This window comes from Paenibacillus sp. F4, from assembly GCF_002894905.1.
Lineage (GTDB): Bacteria > Bacillota > Bacilli > Paenibacillales > Paenibacillaceae > Paenibacillus > Paenibacillus polymyxa_B.
Genome location: NZ_POVS01000013.1, coordinates 91,990 through 108,417 on the forward strand (window position 1 = coordinate 91,990; position 16,428 = coordinate 108,417).

Below are 16,428 nucleotides of genomic sequence, written 5' to 3' on the forward strand. Positions count from 1 at the left end.
ATGAGTCAAGACATTCGTATTATCTTTATGGGTACGCCTGAGTTTGCAGTGCCATCGCTGAACATGTTACTGGACAACGGTTATAACGTGGTCGGTGTGATTACACAGCCCGATAAGCCACAGGGACGAAAAAAAATATTGACGCCTACACCAGTCAAGGAAGCGGCAGAAAAACGCGGATTACCTGTACTGCAACCAACCCGCCTGCGCCAGCCAGAAGCGGTGGCTCAGGTGGCAGAGCTGCGTCCTGATCTGATCGTAACCGCAGCCTATGGGCAAATTTTGCCTAAGTCCGTACTAGACCTGCCTCGGTTCGGCTGTCTGAATGTGCATGGTTCGTTACTTCCCCGTTATCGGGGAGGTGCACCGATCCAGCGTGCGATTATTAATGGTGAAACTGTGACGGGTGTGACGCTGATGTATATGGCGGAAGGACTGGACACTGGCGATATGATATCGCGAGTTGAGCTTGCTATAGAGCCGGAGGATACCTCGGGTACGATTTTTGAGAAGCTAAGCGTAGCTGGAGCAAAGCTTTTGCAGGACGAGCTGCCTAAGTTGCTGGCAGGCCAATCAGACCGTACGCCGCAAAACGAGGACGAGGCAACTTATGCCCCGAACCTGAACCGCGAGGATGAGCGTATTTCGTGGAGTGACAATGCTCAGCAGATATACAACCGGATTCGCGGCCTGGTTCCTTTTTCCGGTGCGTTTACGCTTTGGGAGGAGAATGTTTTTAAAATTTGGGCTGCTGAGCAGCCTTTCATAAACAGTGAAGTGAGTGGCTCAAATGTTTCGGCACCCGGAACGGTTCTTCAATTGACCGCTCGTGGCATTGAGGTGCAGACAGGCGAAGGAACTCTCTGGCTGACTCAGGTTCAACCGGCTGGCAAAAAGGTTATGGATGCCGGAACCTTTGCACGCGGCGGACAGATGAAGCCAGGCACGGTGCTCGGATGAGCGGGAGTCACTCCCGCCAGGGAGGCCAAGGCAAGGGAGTGGGTGCCAGATCCGGCAAGACTCGCAATCAGACGGCGCGGGAAGTTGCACTTGATGTGTTGACCGGTGTGGAGCAAGAGGGTGCATATAGCAATCTTGAGCTAAATCGTCGGCTTCAGCAGGCAGGTTTATCTGCAAGTGACGCTGGTTTGGCGACGGAACTTGTATACGGTACAATCGCACGCCGAAATACACTAGATTATTTTCTCAATAAATTTGTTCAAAAAGGAACGGCCAAGCTTCAGGCTTGGGTACGTTCGTTGCTGCGAATGAGTGTGTATCAGGTGGTTTATCTGGATCGAGTTCCGGATCATGCAGTCGTTAGTGAAGCGGTGACCATTGCCAAGCGTCGTGGGCATCAGGGGATTTCCGGTATGGTCAACGGTGTGCTCCGCAGCATGTTGCGTGAGCCGGACAAGCTGCGTATTCCTGACGATTTGTCACCGGAGGAACGGATTTCATTAGAACATTCTCATCCACAGTGGCTGGTTAAGCGCTGGATTAAGCAATACGGTGCAGATACTGCTGAGGCTATCTGTCAGGCTAATAATGAGCCCCCTGCGGTCAGCGTACGGGTGAATACGACAATGACCAGCCGTGATCAGCTGCTGGACGAGATGCGTTCAAAAGGGCTTGATGCCGTTCCTTCCGCAGTTAGTCCCTATGGGATTGTTGTTCGTAGCGGTGGAAATATGGCGCTTACCTCGTGGTATACGGACGGCTTGCTGTCCGTACAGGATGAAAGCTCCATGCTCGTTGCCGAAGCAGTCGCTCCTGAGCCTGGCATGCAGGTACTGGATTGCTGTGCCGCTCCAGGTGGCAAAACAGCTCATATGGCTGAGCTGATGAAAGATCAAGGCCGGATAGTTGCGAATGATCTGCATGCCCATAAGCATCAATTAATCCGTGAACAGGCTAATCGACTTGGCCTGGATGTCGTGGAAACAGTCACTGGTGATGCGCTAGAACTGAAGGAACGATATGCTCCAGCTTCTTTTGACCGTATTTTGCTGGATGCGCCATGCTCTGGCTTTGGAGTAATTCGTCGTAAGCCGGACCTGCGTTGGAGCAAAACTGCGCAGGATGTTCGCGACATTACACAGCTTCAGCATGAGTTGCTGGATAGTGTGGCGGGACTGTTGAAGCCAGGTGGTATTCTGGTATACAGCACATGCACGATTGAACCGGACGAAAATGAAGGACGATTGACTCAGTTTTTAAGCGAACATCCAGAGTATGAATTGGCAGAGGGTCATTCCTTCCCGGACGTGAGCCGCGAAAAGGATAGTATACAGGGAGGCTCGGTACAGCTGTTACCGCAGCATTTCCACAGCGACGGATTTTATATCGCGCGCCTGCGTCGGGTGAAATAGCGCGGAAGAGAATTCCAGGCAGCTTTCCACCAGTATTTCCACATTCCGCCGGAACATTTCCGGCGGTTTTTTGCATGAAGACGAAAAATTTTTACCCCCTCAAGGATTTGTGCTAAAATAGGAAGAATGAAAAATACTATCTACGATCAAACAGAACTTAATGAAGAAGGAACGGGTGCAAACATTGATGAAACCTTTTATATATGATTTAACTCTGGAGGAGCTTCAGGACTGGGCCAAGAACAATGGCGAGCCTGCTTTTCGTGGAGGACAAATTTTTGACTGGCTGTATGTGAAGCGGGTCAATGATTTCAGCGAGATGACGAATTTGTCCAAGGCGCTGAGAGAGAAGCTTGAGGAGCAATTTAGTTTTGTGACGCTTAGTGAAATTACAAAGTTGGAATCGAAGGACGGGACAGTAAAATTCCTGTTCGGTTTGCACGATGATCATGCCATTGAAACGGTCATTATGAGACACAATTACGGAAACAGTATTTGTGTAACGACTCAAGTGGGGTGCCGGATTGGTTGTACTTTCTGCGCTTCGACGCTTGGAGGCCTCAAACGGAACCTGACGGCTGGTGAAATTACTGCACAGGTGGTGCAGGCTCAGAAAATTTTGGATAAAACCAATGAACGAGTGAGCAGCATCGTGATTATGGGCTCGGGCGAGCCTTTTGAAAACTATGAAGCGACTATGACGTTTTTACGTACAATGGTTCATGAAAAAGGTCTGAACATTGGTCAACGTCATATCACAGTGTCGACCAGCGGTATTGTACCGAATATTTATAAATTTGCCGACGAGGATACCCAGATTAATCTGGCAATATCCATTCATGCGCCTAATGATGCGCTTCGTTCGAAGCTGATGCCTGTAAATCGGCGTTATCCCTTTAAGGATGTTATGGATTCTCTACGTTACTATCTTGCTAAGACGGGGCGGAGAATTTCGTTTGAATATGCCCTGATTGGTGGAGTAAACGATCAGGCAGAACATGCTGAAGAGCTAGCGGATGTGTTAAAGGACATGCTGTGTCACGTCAATTTGATTCCAGTCAATCATGTGCCTGAGCGCAAGTATGTACGCACATCACGCAGTGATATTTTTAATTTCCAACGTATTCTTGCCGAAAAAGGCGTCAATGTGACGATCCGGCGTGAACAGGGTCACGATATTGCCGCTGCTTGCGGTCAGTTGCGTGCAAAGCATATGGAGTTGGGGTGAAACCATTTGATCAAAACAGTTCATGTCAGCCATGTCGGACGTGTACGTTCGGTGAATGAAGATTCTGCCTGGATCAGGCACTTGGAGCAAGGCTATATTCTTGGGATTGTTGCCGATGGTATGGGGGGGCATTTGGCCGGTGATACGGCCAGCCGCCTTGCGGTAGAGACACTTGTCGCTGATTTGGCGACGCTGGAGAGCGGATTATCCGCACATTCTTTGACGGCGGCGCTCAGCGACGCTATTTTGCATGCCAATGAAGTCATCTTCCAGACGGCAGCACGCGATGAAAAGTATCATAATATGGGAACGACAGTTGTTGCGGTTTTATTAAACGACGCATCCGGAATTATCGGACATATCGGTGACAGTCGTGCCTATGTCATTTCCAAAGGAGCGGTACGTCAGCTTACAGAAGACCATACTTTGGTTAATGAGCTGTTCAAAAACGGTCAGATCAGTAAGGAAGAACGGGAGAACCATCCTCGTCGCAATGTACTGACACGGGCGCTGGGCACTGATTCCGAGGTGAAAGTGGATATTGACTCCATTGCGCTGGAAAAAGGCGATGTACTGTTACTGTGTAGCGACGGATTAAGCAATCTGGTAACGGAAGAACAAATCAGCAAAGTAGTAGGTGCCGCAGAGAATCCTTTGGAGGAGCGTGCGGATCGTCTGCTACATCTGGCGTTGCTTGCCGGAGGAGACGATAATATTACTGTAGCTTTGTTTGAATTGCCCGATGACACGGTTTCATTGAGTGAAAAGGGGTGTGACGCATGATCGGGCACCTGCTAGGGGGAAGATACGAAATTATTGAGCGCATCGGTGGCGGCGGTATGGCGCTGGTGTATAAGGCTCAAGACATTTTGCTGAATCGCAATGTTGCAGTTAAAGTGTTGCGCCAGCAATTTGTTCATGATGAGGAATTTATTCGCCGGTTTCGGCGTGAGGCGCAGTCTGCGGCCTCGCTTTCGCATTCGAATGTGGTCAGTATTTATGATGTCGGCCAAGAGGATGAAATCCATTATATTGTAATGGAGTGCATCGAAGGTAAAAATTTGAATGAGATTATTAAAGAACGTGCGCCATTGCAAGTGGATGAAGCAGTACGGATTGCATCCCAGATTTGTGATGCGCTGGAGCATGCCCATCAAAATCAGATTATTCACCGAGACATTAAGCCTCATAATATATTAATTGGACGTAATGGACGGGTTAAGGTAACCGATTTTGGGATTGCTAGAGCCGTTACGTCAACGACCATTACCCAGACGGGTTCTGTTGTAGGTTCTGTTCATTATTTTTCACCTGAGCATGCAAAGGGTGTCGTCACCGGCGAAAAATCGGACTTATATTCTTTAGGTATTGTCTTATATCAAATGCTGACGGCGCAGCTCCCTTTCCTGGGAGAAAGTCCAATTAGTGTAGCGCTCAAGCATCTGCAAGAGGAATTTGAGGAACCGCGTAAAATTAATCCGTTGATTCCGCAAAGTGTGGAAAATGTCATTCTAAAATCTATGCGCAAAAATCCAGAAGAGCGTTATCAATCGGCAGACGAGATGCTAAAAGATTTGGAAACCTGTTTGCTGCCGGGACGGCGTAATGAATCCAAGCTGGAGTTTACACATTTGGATGATGAGGATCAAACACGGGTTATTCCGGCTATTAAGCCTCAACAATTAGGGATGTCTTCTAGCGGGGATGATGTACCTGCCCAGCCGCGTGAGTCTGAACAGCTTTCGAGCAAGCAATCGCCCAAAAAAAATAGAAAAAAAGCGATCTTGTGGGTAACACTAGTGTTGGTGTTACTTCTGTGCATGGGCGGAGTGGTGTACTATGTGCAAAGTGTACTCGTCGTGCCTGAGGTAAAAGTACCAGGTGTATTGACACAAACAGAAGACCAAGCGAAGGTTAATCTCAGTAAAGCGGGGCTACTCATTGAGGAGCCAATCCAGCATGAATACAAAGAAGGAATCGCGCCTGGAGTTGTATTTTATCAAAGCTATCCTGCAGATTCTTTAGTCAAGGAAGGAACCAAGATTAGTCTGAAAGTCGGGATTGCCAAGCCGCTTACCCCGATGCCGGATGTCAAAGGCCAAAGCTACGAAAATGCTGTTAAGCTGCTGACCGCCCAGCAAATTAAGGAGACGCAGATTCAGCAAAATGAGCAGTTTAGTGATCAGGCCGCAGGGACCGTCCTTAGTCAGATACCCGCTGCCAATGAGCCATTTGATAAGGATTCAGTTCAGGTTGTGCTCACAGTCAGCAAGGGAGCTGACACTGTAAAAATGCCAAGTCTCGTAGGGAAAACGCAGAACCAAGCGGAAAATGAGGTCAAAAAGGCAGGGCTGAAGGTTGGCTCGATTAAAGAAGAATTTAGCTATGAGCAGGAAAAAGGAAGAGTAACCAAACAATGGCCGTCAGAGGCAGGCAGTGAGTTGCCACCAAATACGGAAATTACGTTTTATGTAAGCACGGGTTACCCGCCAGAAGCGATTACGCTGCCATTTAATGTGCCTGTTGCGCCGAAGGAAGAGGGTAAAAACAGTAAAATTCGTATCACTTATACGGATGCACGTGGAGAAAATCAGGAATGGGGAAGCCGTACGATTAATACGACACAGGTGTTCACTATCAACCTGCTAATGGCTCCGAACAAAGACAGTGTTGTCTCAGTATTTAGAGATGGTGACTTTATTGATACGTATCCAGTCTCTTATATTGAGGCGAAAAATGGAACGGTGACGATGCCCCAAATTGCTCCGCCTGTTGGAACTTCACCAACGGATACACCTGATGGTACTTCCTCGCAGAATGGAAGTGGAAACGGCGAGGAAGGTGATAGCGGGGGAGCTTCTAATGATAGTGGTAATAGTGGAGGCGACTCGAACAATCAGGAGGGCACAGGAGATAATGGTGACCCTTCCGCCTTTGTTCCTGGAACGAATTCCACGGGGGGGACGCGCAGTGAGTTGGCGGTTAGTTATAAAAACAACCCAGGCCACGCTTCTCACAAAAAGAAGGAAAAAGTGATTGAGGCTGTCCAGCATCAGTAAACTTGCAATAGGAAGATGCTCAACCTGCTATACGCAATGAAACTTGAACATTATGAAGGAGGACATCTTACACATGCCTGAAGGTCTGATCGTCAAGGCGCTTAGCGGATATTATTATGTCTCCAGCCTGGATCAGGATGGGCGTCCGGTATCTGGCGAAGCTACAGTACAATGCAGAGCACGCGGCATTTTTAAGAAAAAAGAGATTACGCCTCTTGTTGGTGATCGGGTCGTTTACGAACTGACTGAAAACGGGGAAGGTATGGTCGAGGAGATTAGAAAGCGTACGACGGAGCTAATACGTCCTCCGGTAGCCAATACCACGCTTGCCGTGCTGCTGTTTTCCTTGCGTGAGCCGGATTTAAACCTGCCTTTACTGGACAAATTTTTAGTTCATATTGAGCACGCCGGGCTGGATACGATTATCTGTCTGACTAAGCGCGATTTGTATGAAGGCAGCCCTTCAGAGGATGACACCGTGCTGGCCGTTCAGGAAATGTACCAGAAGATCGGTTATGAGGTGCTGGTAACCAGTGCCCGTACCGGAGAAGGGACGGCTGAGCTTAAGAAGCTGTTGGCTGGTCAAATCAGCGTGTTTTCCGGGCAGTCAGGTGTAGGAAAGTCTTCCATGCTTAATGCTCTAGAGCCTGGGTTAACGCTGGAGACGAGCGCCATAAGCAATAAGCTGGGCCGAGGAAGACATACGACTCGTCATGTGGAGCTGATTCCTCTAGACAACGGAGGGTTTGTAGCAGATACACCGGGGTTTAGCCAACTGGATTTTCTGGAGCTAGGTGTGGATGAATTATCTCCCTGTTTTCGTGAATTCCAGCAGTATGCGGAAGGATGTAAATTTCGGGGTTGTACCCATATTCACGAGCCTGGCTGTAAAGTAAGAGAGGCCCTGGAAGAAGGACATATTTCACAGGGACGGTATGATAGCTATTTGCAGTTCTATCAGGAATTAAAAGAAAAAAAGCGGAGGTACTGAGTATATGTTAAAAATAGCACCGTCGATTTTATCCGCTGATTTTGCTCGCTTGGGCAGTGAAGTTGCGGAAGCTGAGGCAGGAGGAGCGGACTGGATTCATGTGGATGTAATGGATGGACATTTTGTATCCAATATTACATTGGGTCCACCTATTGTTCAGGCTATTCGTCCGCATACGACTCTTCCCTTGGATGTTCATCTGATGATTGAGCATCCTGAACGCTATATTGGCGATTTCGTAAAAGCAGGAGCCAATATCATCACTGTTCATGCTGAGGCCTGTGTTCATTTGCATGGTGTCCTTCACTTGATCAAGCAGCAAGGTGCTCTGGCTGGAGTGGCTCTCAATCCGGGTACTTCACCATACGCGATCAAGGAAGTGCTGCCAAATGTGGATATGATTCTGGTAATGACGGTCAATCCTGGCTTTGGAGGTCAGTCCTTCATTCCAGAGACGTTAAATAAAATCAGACAAATTCGTGCTTGGTTGAACGAACTGGGTCGTCCAGACGTACATATCGAGGTAGACGGAGGTATTGCGGAGGAGACGGCACCAGCTGTATTTGAAGCGGGGGCTGACGTGCTGGTGGCTGGTAGTGCGGTATTCGGCAGAGCAGATCGCGCTGCAGCTATAGCTGCGATTCGGGACAGTGCAGCTCGTTTGTCCAAGTGAAGCTGACCGAAGCATTGTGGATGACTGTAGCGAGCATGGCGACGGGGTTGACCCTTAGCTGTTTCTCACTAGTAAAGGCTCCTTGGAATGCTGTTCTTTCACTTTTGGCTATTCTAATTGTACTGTTTTATTTTCGGAAAAATGAACGGCGTGGTTTACGAATAGGTTTTGTGGTGTGCAGCGTACTTTATTATATCCTGTTTATTTTCATACTCTCAGCATATCTCTATGTTCGCGGACTTGTCTGATGGTATAGCCTGGGATGGTTGTGCATAAATATGGTTACATGAGCGGGATTCTCATGTAGCCTTTTTTTGTGGGGCAACAACCCTTGACAGGTTGCATAAACTACAGAGAACGGATGCAGGAGGATGATGGGGAGGGTGAGGCATGAAGTTTTACACAATCAAGCTGCCAAAATTTCTGGGTGGATTCGTTAAAGCCATTTTGAATACATTCCAGAAAAACTGAATTCATCGTAATGTAAACACAGGATGTAGGATGAAAGCTAGAGGTACACAGGGCACGCTTCCCGGGCATAACAGATAGGTAGCTCGGCAGTAAAAGGTTGGGACGCACGGGAAGGTGCCTGACATTTTGTTTTCCTGAACCAGATGGATATTACTTTTCGAATAACCAAAAAAGCACCCGTTTAAAACGAGGTGCCTTTTGTTTATAACGATATTTTTTTACGACTACACGCGAGTCACTTTACCGGCTTTCAATGCACGAGTGCTGACATAAACGCGTTTCGGTTTACCGTTAACGAGAATGCGAACTTTTTGTACGTTGACGCCCCAAGTACGGCGATTACGGTTGTTAGCGTGAGATACGTGGTTACCGCTGCCAGGCTTTTTGCCTGTTACAGAACATTTACGAGACATGATTCCACCTCCTATTCTGAAAATAACCAAATTCCATACGGAACGGGTCTCTCTTCAGGCCGACTGGGTCAGCCGGACTTTGTAAGTCACTAACCTGAACAAAACAATACTTAAATATAATATCATAGTCAAAAAAGCTCCGTCAACTGATTCAAAAACTTTATTTATTTCTCTTTCGCATTATAGTACAATATGGGATAGTTATTGCTGCGATTATTTTGTTTTTTAAATGGAATGTGAATTCTTATTCCAGTCATGCCGGCGGTTCAAAGGCGGGACTATAGTTATCAATCCAGCCGATGATTTATTGTTGGGCAGTTGACTGGTTTTTCATTTTATATGACCTGTAGAAGAGCGACCAGACGTGAGTACAAGAGCTTATGAAAGTGTGACATTCGTATTCGTCGTCTGGCTTTAGTATAATTCAATTGAACCTGTCGCACAGCTGAATAAGGTGTTGTGAAGGTTGATAGTAAAACAAGTGTATTAAGCTAGGAAGGGGAATTCTCTTGAGTAATCGTTCTTTGAATGGAACAGATTTTACCGCAATGGTTTTAGCCGGGGCGGAACAATTACAGCAGCATGCGGAACATGTCAATTCACTAAATGTATTCCCGGTGCCAGACGGTGATACGGGAACCAACATGAATTTGACGATGAGCGCGGGCGTAACGGAATTAAAGAGGGGGGACTCTTCCTCCATCGGTGTCATGTCCGGCATATTATCCAAAGGTTTGCTGATGGGAGCCCGCGGCAATTCAGGGGTTATCCTGTCTCAGTTGTTTCGTGGCTTCAGCCGTTACGCTGCCCCATACGAGGAATTGAATACCCTTCAGTTCGCATCGGCATTGCAGAGCGGGGTGGATGCGGCCTACAAGGCGGTGGTTAAGCCGGTGGAGGGTACAATTCTTACCGTGGCGAAGGAAGCGGCCAGGCATGCTGTGTTTTTCTCGCGCCGGACGAACGACATCACGGAACTGATGGAAGAAGTGCTTGCCAAAGCGAAGGAAACGCTTGCCATGACGCAGGACATGCTCCCTGTACTGAAGCAAGTAGGAGTTGTAGATTCGGGTGGGCAAGGTCTTGTGTATATTTATGAAGGCTTTATGCAACATCTTGGAAGCGGCTTGGTGACGTCTCCAACTGCAAAAAGTGATAATGTACGCCCGGTTTTTGCTCCTCACGTATCGGAGAGACCTACTGCTACTGCAGTTGTTCCTTCCCCAGATGCGCCGATTTCTGCGCAAGCGAAGCTCGAAACGGATAATATTGAATTTTTGTATGATATGGAGTTTTTTATTAATCGACAATTGGGCGAAGCGCAAGGTACCGATTTTGATGAGGAAGCCTTCCGGAAAGCGTTATCCGTAGATGGTGATTCTATTATCGTAATTTCAGACGATGATGTCATCAAGGTTCACGTACATTCTAAGGCTCCTGGTGAAGTGCTGAATTTGGCACTGCGTTACGGAGAGATCACACAGATTCGTATTTTAAATATGCGCGAGCAGCATCGTGATTTGTTGTCTGCGGGTATGGATGTTGCTCCTGAGCCTGAGTGGTTTGCTGAAATACCAACAGAGCCTGCACGTGAGGAAGAGCCATCTGAGCCCCCCGCTCATGAACTGGCATCCTTTGGTTTTATAGCTGTGGCTTCCGGTGAAGGAATTGCTGATATTTTCAGAAGTTTAGGCGTCGATGTTGTCCTTTCTGGCGGCCAGACAATGAATCCGAGCACAGAGGACTTCGTTAATGCGGCGCGCTCGATTGCAGCTCAACATATTTTTATTCTTCCGAATAATTCCAATATTATTTTGGCAGCAGAACAAGCACGTGAACTGCTAGAGATGGAACGTATGGTGTCGGTTATTCCGAGCAAAACAATTCCTCAGGGCATTGCGGCAGCATTTGCCTTCCAGGAGGAAGAGGCTTTTGAGGTAAATCAGGACAATATGCGTGACGCAGTCACCCGGGTGAAGTCTGGGCAAGTGACCTACGCGGTACGGGATACGACGCTGGATGACCTGCATATTACAGCCGGGCACTACATCGGTATTCAGGATTCCAAAATTGTAGCGACCGAGGAACACTTAATGGCAACGTCCCGTCTTTTGCTAGCGAAAATGCTGGTGAATGGCGATGAAATTGTTACGATTCTCACAGGTTCAGACGCGAATCAAGAAGACACAGATCAGCTTGTTGCATGGCTTGAAGAAAATTATGCGGATGCTGAAGTGGAAGTTCATGAAGGTGGTCAGCCGATTTATCCTTATTTGTTCTCAGTGGAAACCTGATGTGCTTTAGCACGCCCATGGAAGTCCACAACAAAAGGAGGTCTGACTGATGAGCAGTACCATCATTTTGACGGATAGCACGGCTGATATTCCACAAGAATTAGCAGACCGTCTCGGTATAGTTGTTGTACCATTGACAGTGATGTTCGGCAGCACAGCTTACCTGGACGGCATTGAGATGTCAGCGTCGCAGTTTTACAGCGAACTAGTACGGGCTGATGATCTGCCTACGACGTCACAGCCTTCACCAGCCCGTTTTTTGGAGACATACACGACGCTGTTGGAGCAATACCCCGAGAGCCAGGTTATCTCTATCCATTTATCCTCGGGTGTGAGCGGAACGTATCAGTCTGCTCTGCTGGGCAAATCCATGCTGGAGAAGCATGAACATAGAGTGACTGTGGTGGATTCCAAATCAGCTTCATACGGATACGGCATGCTAGTGGTTTATGCGGCAGAGCTGGCGGCTGCCGGACACTCCCCGGCTGATATTGTTCGGGCTGTGGAACGTCGTGGGGAGCGCCGTTGTTTATATTTCCTGGTGGATACCCTGGAATACTTACAAAAAGGCGGACGTATTGGCAAGGCAGCGGCAATGGTTGGTACGTTGCTTAACATTAAGCCGATTCTTTCGATTGACAAAGAAGGCATTATTTATTCGGTTGATAAGGCGAGAGGGCACAAAAAAGCGACAGCACGAATTATTGAACTACTGGAGCGGGATTTAAAAGGCCAAAAAATTAATATTGCTGTGGGTCATACGGCAGATCGCTCAGCGGCAGAAGCGTTCGTGGCTCAGTTGGCAGAGCATTTTGAGCTGGGAGATCGAATATATACTGAACTTGGCGCTGTGATTGGGACCCATGTAGGGCCAGGAACGATTGGCATTTTTGTATGGCCGGCCGGAGATGAGAGGTAATATGCTGCAATTGGATCAAATACCTTTAAAACAAATACATGGCGTGAGTGCTCTCAAAGAGGGAGAGCTTCACGCTTTTGGCATTTCTAACATACAGGACATGCTGGAATATTATCCGTTTCGGTATGAAGATTACCGACTGCGCTCGCTAAGCGAAGTGAAGGACGGAGATAAGATTACGGTACAGGCCAAAATTATGGGCATTCCGGTGCTTCAGCGTTACGGGCGCAAATCAAGGTTGACTTGTAAATTGATGGCCGAGGATTGGATGTTTACCGCGACGTGGTTTAATCGGCATTTCATGAAGGAGCAACTAACCTCAGGTCGTGAAATTGTGGTGACTGGTAAATGGGACCTCAAACGGATGCAGATGACTGTTGCAGATTCTGAGTTTCCTGATAAAGGAGTAGCCCGCTCGGGGACGCTTCAACCGGTGTACTCTATAGGCGGCAAGATTACGCAAAGCTGGATGCGAAAAACGATGAATCAGACGCTCCAGCAGTTTGGCGAAATGATCCCCGAAATATTGCCTGAGTTGCTTGTACGCAAATATAGTATGATGCCGCGCAAGCAGGCTATCGCGGGTATACACCAGCCTCAGGACAACCGCGAGGGGCAAGAGGCTCGTCGGCGGATGGTGTATGAGGAGCTATTTTTATTTCAGCTGAAAATGCAGGCATTCCGGGCGCTAAATCGTGGTCGAGCGGACGGGGTGGTACATACGGTGGATAACGCCACGATTCGTGAATTTGTAAGGGCTTTGCCTTTTGAATTAACAGATGCACAGAAGAAGGTAGAGCTTGAAATACTGCACGATCTACGCTCACCTTATTGTATGAACCGCCTGCTTCAGGGAGATGTTGGGTCAGGTAAAACAGTTGTTGCTGCCATCGGTTTATTTGCCACAGTACGTTCTGGTTTTCAGGGAGCGCTGATGGTGCCAACCGAAATATTGGCCGAGCAGCATATGCGGTCGCTTCACAAGCTGTTTGAGCCCTTTGGAATCAGTGTGGGCCTACTGACTGGGAGTACAACCGGGAAGAAGCGTAAGGAGCTGCTAGCTGCTCTCCAAATGGGTCTGCTGGACATTGTAGTAGGCACCCATGCTCTCATTCAGGAAGATGTATATTTTCGCCAGCTTGGGCTTGTTGTAACGGATGAGCAGCATAGATTCGGAGTGAACCAACGTAGTGTACTGCGTCGCAAAGGCTATAATCCCGATGTGCTGACGATGACGGCCACACCGATCCCTCGTACGCTGGCCATCACTGCGTTTGGCGATATGGATGTTTCTACGTTGTCAGAGCGGCCGAAGGGACGTATTCCAATTTCCACCTATTGGGTGAAGCACGAACTGATGGATCGGGTACTTGGTTTTATTTCCCGCGAGGTAGATCAGGGACGGCAGGCTTATCTGATTTGCCCGTTGATTGAAGAGTCGGAGAAGCTGGACGTACAGAATGCCATTGATTTGCATATTCAAATGCAACAGGCTTTTCCACATTACCGCGTTGGGCTATTACATGGACGAATGACTCCCGCAGAAAAGGAAGAAGTTATGCGTTCTTTCTATGCGAATGAGGTTCAGTTACTCGTTTCAACGACGGTTGTGGAGGTGGGGGTAGACGTCCCCAATGCGACGCTAATGATCATTATGGATGCGGATCGTTTTGGGCTGTCCCAGTTACATCAATTACGTGGACGTGTCGGACGGGGAGCCCATGCCTCGTATTGTGTACTGATCGCTGATCCTAAGTCGGAGGTTGGTCAGGAGCGGATGAAGGTTATGACCGATACGGACGATGGTTTTGAGGTGGCTAGACGCGATCTGGATTTGAGAGGGCCGGGTGACTTTTTTGGCACCAAGCAGAGTGGGCTACCCGAGTTTCGTTTAGCAGATATGGTAGCGGATTTTGAGGTGCTGGAAAAGGCGCGTGAGGATGCAACTGATCTGATCAAGGATGCGTCCTTTTGGACATCTCCGCAGTATGAAGCACTGCGCGGTTATTTGCAAAAAGAGCAGATTTTCCAGGGGGATCTCATCGACTAATCCACCATGAATCATGAGGTTGTTCTAAACGTTTTAAACAGATAGGCACAATGGACAGGCTGGCCGTCATATATTTGGGAATGACCGAATGATATGGGAGGTGTGGCAACATTGAGCTATCAGCAATATGGAATCAGTCCGCAACTGGTGGAGCGGATTAAGTTGAAAATGAAGAATCGTGCGCTCAAGGAGCGGGTTAAACAGCAGATTGAAGGTGTGACTAAAGCGGACCTGCAAAATAAAGCTAAGGTGCGTCATCTTGTGAAGTCCACTTCTGCTATTTTAAACGAGCGTTTGACGGCTGCGCAGGAGGAGCAATTGACCGCCTTCGTATTGGCACAAAAAATTGATCCGTCCAATACATTCCATCTAATCAAGCTGTGGGGAATGTTCCGTTGATTGCTATTTGAAGAGGTGCTTCGAAGCGCTCTCCATGTTTTTTGTGAAGCACAGATAAAAAAAAGGATTGCCTGATATCAGGCGATCCTTTTTGGTTTGTTTTAGTTAGTTCATTCCCCGGGCAATAGCTAGTGTGAGCTTATCATGAGATTTTTTATTTGTAATGACCGCCAATTTTGATAGACCGTTCCATGGCCTGCCCGGCATCTGTTAACGACGATGCGCGCATGATGATGGACTGACCGTACCGATCCTTTAAAGTGTCCGTCACCTTTTCCAAAGCACGGGATCGCTCCTGATCCTCAAAAAAATCCAGCTGATACAGTTGATCATCCACCAATCCACTTAAAGTAACTCCTGCGCGCTTCACAGGCATATGATTCCAAAAAGTATAAAAGATTTTTTTAACGGTTTCATATACCTTTTGGGTATGGTTTGTAGGATCGGGTATCTTCATTTGTCGGGAGAATCCGGTTGGTGCCTCGTAGGGACTGCATATACAATGAACAGTTACAACCGAGCCCATATATCCTTTGCGGCGGGCGTCCCGACACACCTCCTCTGTTAGTTCAAGCAGGATGGTTTCCACTTCCGCAGGCTGGAGATAGTCGCGGGGAAGAGTCATCATATGACCGATGGATTTGGGAGGTGTATTAAATGTTTCCGGCTTGACTGGGCTGTGATCGATCCCGTTCGCAGTTCGCCATATTACCTCTGCCTGAATATCGGACTGCTTACCGAAATGAGACCGGAATCTGTCCTGTAGCCGGGGTAAGGGAGTACGTGCGATATCTCCAATGGTGTGTAGTCCAAGCTTCTCCAAATGCCGTTCCATGCGCGAACCGATGCCGAACATAAGACGTACTGGCTGGGGCCATAGCAACGCTGCAATATCGGATGCAGGCAACAAGAAAATGCCACTGTCATTTTTTTTAGCCCATATATCTGTTGCGGTTTTAGCCAGCATTTTGTTGGAGCCGATACCAATTCGAATCCATACTCCTGTTTGTGCCAGTACCTTTTGCTGAATTTCACTTGCAATACTCACCGGATCCCCGAACAGGGAGAGGCTTCCGCTCATATCCAGAAACTGTTCATCAATGCTGAAAACCTCAACCAAATCCGTATATTCATTATAAATTTCTGTTATTTTTAATGAGACATCGATATAATGCTGCATACGCGGACGTACAATGATAAGGTCAGGACATTTTTTCACCGCTTCTCCCAGACGTTCTGCTGTAGATATACCGTATTTTTTGGCCAGCGGACACGCAGCTAAAATAATGCCTGAACGAAGTGCAGGGTCACCGGCCACAACGAGTGGCTTATGTTGGTATTTGGGATCATCTGCTTTTTCGATGCTGGTATAAAAACTTTGGCAGTCCGATAAGAATATGGTTCTATTTCTGCGTTCCTCCAAAAATCCGACCTCCTTTCCTGATATGTGTGGATCATCCTTCCAAAATATTCTTGAATGTATACTCTTATAGTAGTATTATATACAGAACAAGTGTTCCTAATACAAATGTATTTTTTGGAACGTTACAGTTTACGGA

Annotated in this window: 14 protein-coding genes; 12 read left to right on the forward strand and 2 right to left on the reverse strand. The window is 47.7% G+C overall.

What is annotated here, in order from left to right:
• The 8 genes from fmt (at position 1) to spoVM (ending at position 8,794) form a co-directional block, all read left to right on the forward strand.
• The gene (gene fmt / locus C1T21_RS13580; RefSeq protein WP_103048647.1) at positions 1-960 is read left to right on the forward strand and encodes a methionyl-tRNA formyltransferase; all 960 of its coding nucleotides are present in this window, start codon (positions 1-3) and stop codon (positions 958-960) included.
• Entirely contained in the window at positions 957-2,372 is a 1,416-nt protein-coding gene (rsmB, locus tag C1T21_RS13585; RefSeq protein ID WP_103048648.1) for a 16S rRNA (cytosine(967)-C(5))-methyltransferase RsmB, read from the forward strand. Before fmt ends, rsmB begins: the two co-directional genes overlap by 4 nt.
• Positions 2,373-2,559: 187 nt before the next feature.
• Positions 2,560-3,600 carry a dual-specificity RNA methyltransferase RlmN gene (rlmN, locus tag C1T21_RS13590; protein WP_013310887.1) on the forward strand — a complete coding sequence of 347 codons (1,041 nt, stop codon included), beginning with the start codon at positions 2,560-2,562 and terminating at the stop codon, positions 3,598-3,600.
• A gap of 6 nt (positions 3,601-3,606) precedes the next feature.
• Complete coding sequence (locus C1T21_RS13595) at positions 3,607-4,383, forward strand: Stp1/IreP family PP2C-type Ser/Thr phosphatase (RefSeq protein ID WP_103048649.1); 777 nt, start codon at positions 3,607-3,609, stop codon at positions 4,381-4,383.
• Positions 4,380-6,659, forward strand: a complete 2,280-nt coding sequence (pknB, locus tag C1T21_RS13600; protein ID WP_103048650.1) for a Stk1 family PASTA domain-containing Ser/Thr kinase — start codon at positions 4,380-4,382, stop codon at positions 6,657-6,659. Before C1T21_RS13595 ends, pknB begins: the two co-directional genes overlap by 4 nt.
• A gap of 73 nt (positions 6,660-6,732) precedes the next feature.
• Positions 6,733-7,650: a ribosome small subunit-dependent GTPase A gene (rsgA, locus tag C1T21_RS13605; RefSeq protein WP_103048651.1), complete on the forward strand. Its 918-nt coding sequence runs from the start codon at positions 6,733-6,735 to the stop codon at positions 7,648-7,650.
• 4 nt (positions 7,651-7,654) lie between these two features.
• Positions 7,655-8,323 (forward strand): ribulose-phosphate 3-epimerase, encoded by a 669-nt coding sequence (gene rpe / locus C1T21_RS13610; protein WP_023989299.1) that lies wholly within the window; start codon positions 7,655-7,657, stop codon positions 8,321-8,323.
• 390 nt (positions 8,324-8,713) lie between these two features.
• Positions 8,714-8,794 carry a stage V sporulation protein SpoVM gene (spoVM, locus tag C1T21_RS13620; protein WP_010345573.1) on the forward strand — a complete coding sequence of 27 codons (81 nt, stop codon included), beginning with the start codon at positions 8,714-8,716 and terminating at the stop codon, positions 8,792-8,794.
• A 224-nt stretch (positions 8,795-9,018) separates the two neighbouring features.
• On the opposite strand, the gene rpmB is transcribed toward spoVM, so the two are convergent.
• Entirely contained in the window at positions 9,019-9,207 is a 189-nt protein-coding gene (gene rpmB, locus C1T21_RS13625) for a 50S ribosomal protein L28 (protein ID WP_013310881.1), read from the reverse strand.
• A gap of 509 nt (positions 9,208-9,716) precedes the next feature.
• Between rpmB and C1T21_RS13630 the strand changes: the two genes are divergently transcribed.
• The 4 genes from C1T21_RS13630 to C1T21_RS13645 all read left to right on the forward strand — a co-directional run bounded on the left by C1T21_RS13630 (position 9,717) and on the right by C1T21_RS13645 (position 14,869).
• Positions 9,717-11,501, forward strand: coding sequence for a DAK2 domain-containing protein (locus C1T21_RS13630; protein WP_103048653.1), 1,785 nt, complete (start codon positions 9,717-9,719; stop codon positions 11,499-11,501).
• A gap of 49 nt (positions 11,502-11,550) precedes the next feature.
• Positions 11,551-12,420, forward strand: coding sequence for a DegV family protein (locus tag C1T21_RS13635; protein WP_103048654.1), 870 nt, complete (start codon positions 11,551-11,553; stop codon positions 12,418-12,420).
• Position 12,421: 1 nt separating this feature from the next.
• Positions 12,422-14,470 (forward strand): ATP-dependent DNA helicase RecG, encoded by a 2,049-nt coding sequence (gene recG, locus C1T21_RS13640; protein ID WP_069289870.1) that lies wholly within the window; start codon positions 12,422-12,424, stop codon positions 14,468-14,470.
• Between the two features lie 111 nt (positions 14,471-14,581).
• On the forward strand, positions 14,582-14,869 hold the full coding sequence (locus C1T21_RS13645) for a stage VI sporulation protein F (protein ID WP_013310877.1): 288 nt from the start codon (positions 14,582-14,584) through the stop codon (positions 14,867-14,869).
• 154 nt (positions 14,870-15,023) lie between these two features.
• Here C1T21_RS13645 and C1T21_RS13650 read toward each other — a convergent pair whose 3' ends face one another.
• Positions 15,024-16,292, reverse strand: a complete 1,269-nt coding sequence (locus C1T21_RS13650; RefSeq protein WP_103048655.1) for a DNA polymerase IV — start codon at positions 16,290-16,292, stop codon at positions 15,024-15,026.
• Between the last annotated feature and the right edge of the window lie 136 nt (positions 16,293-16,428).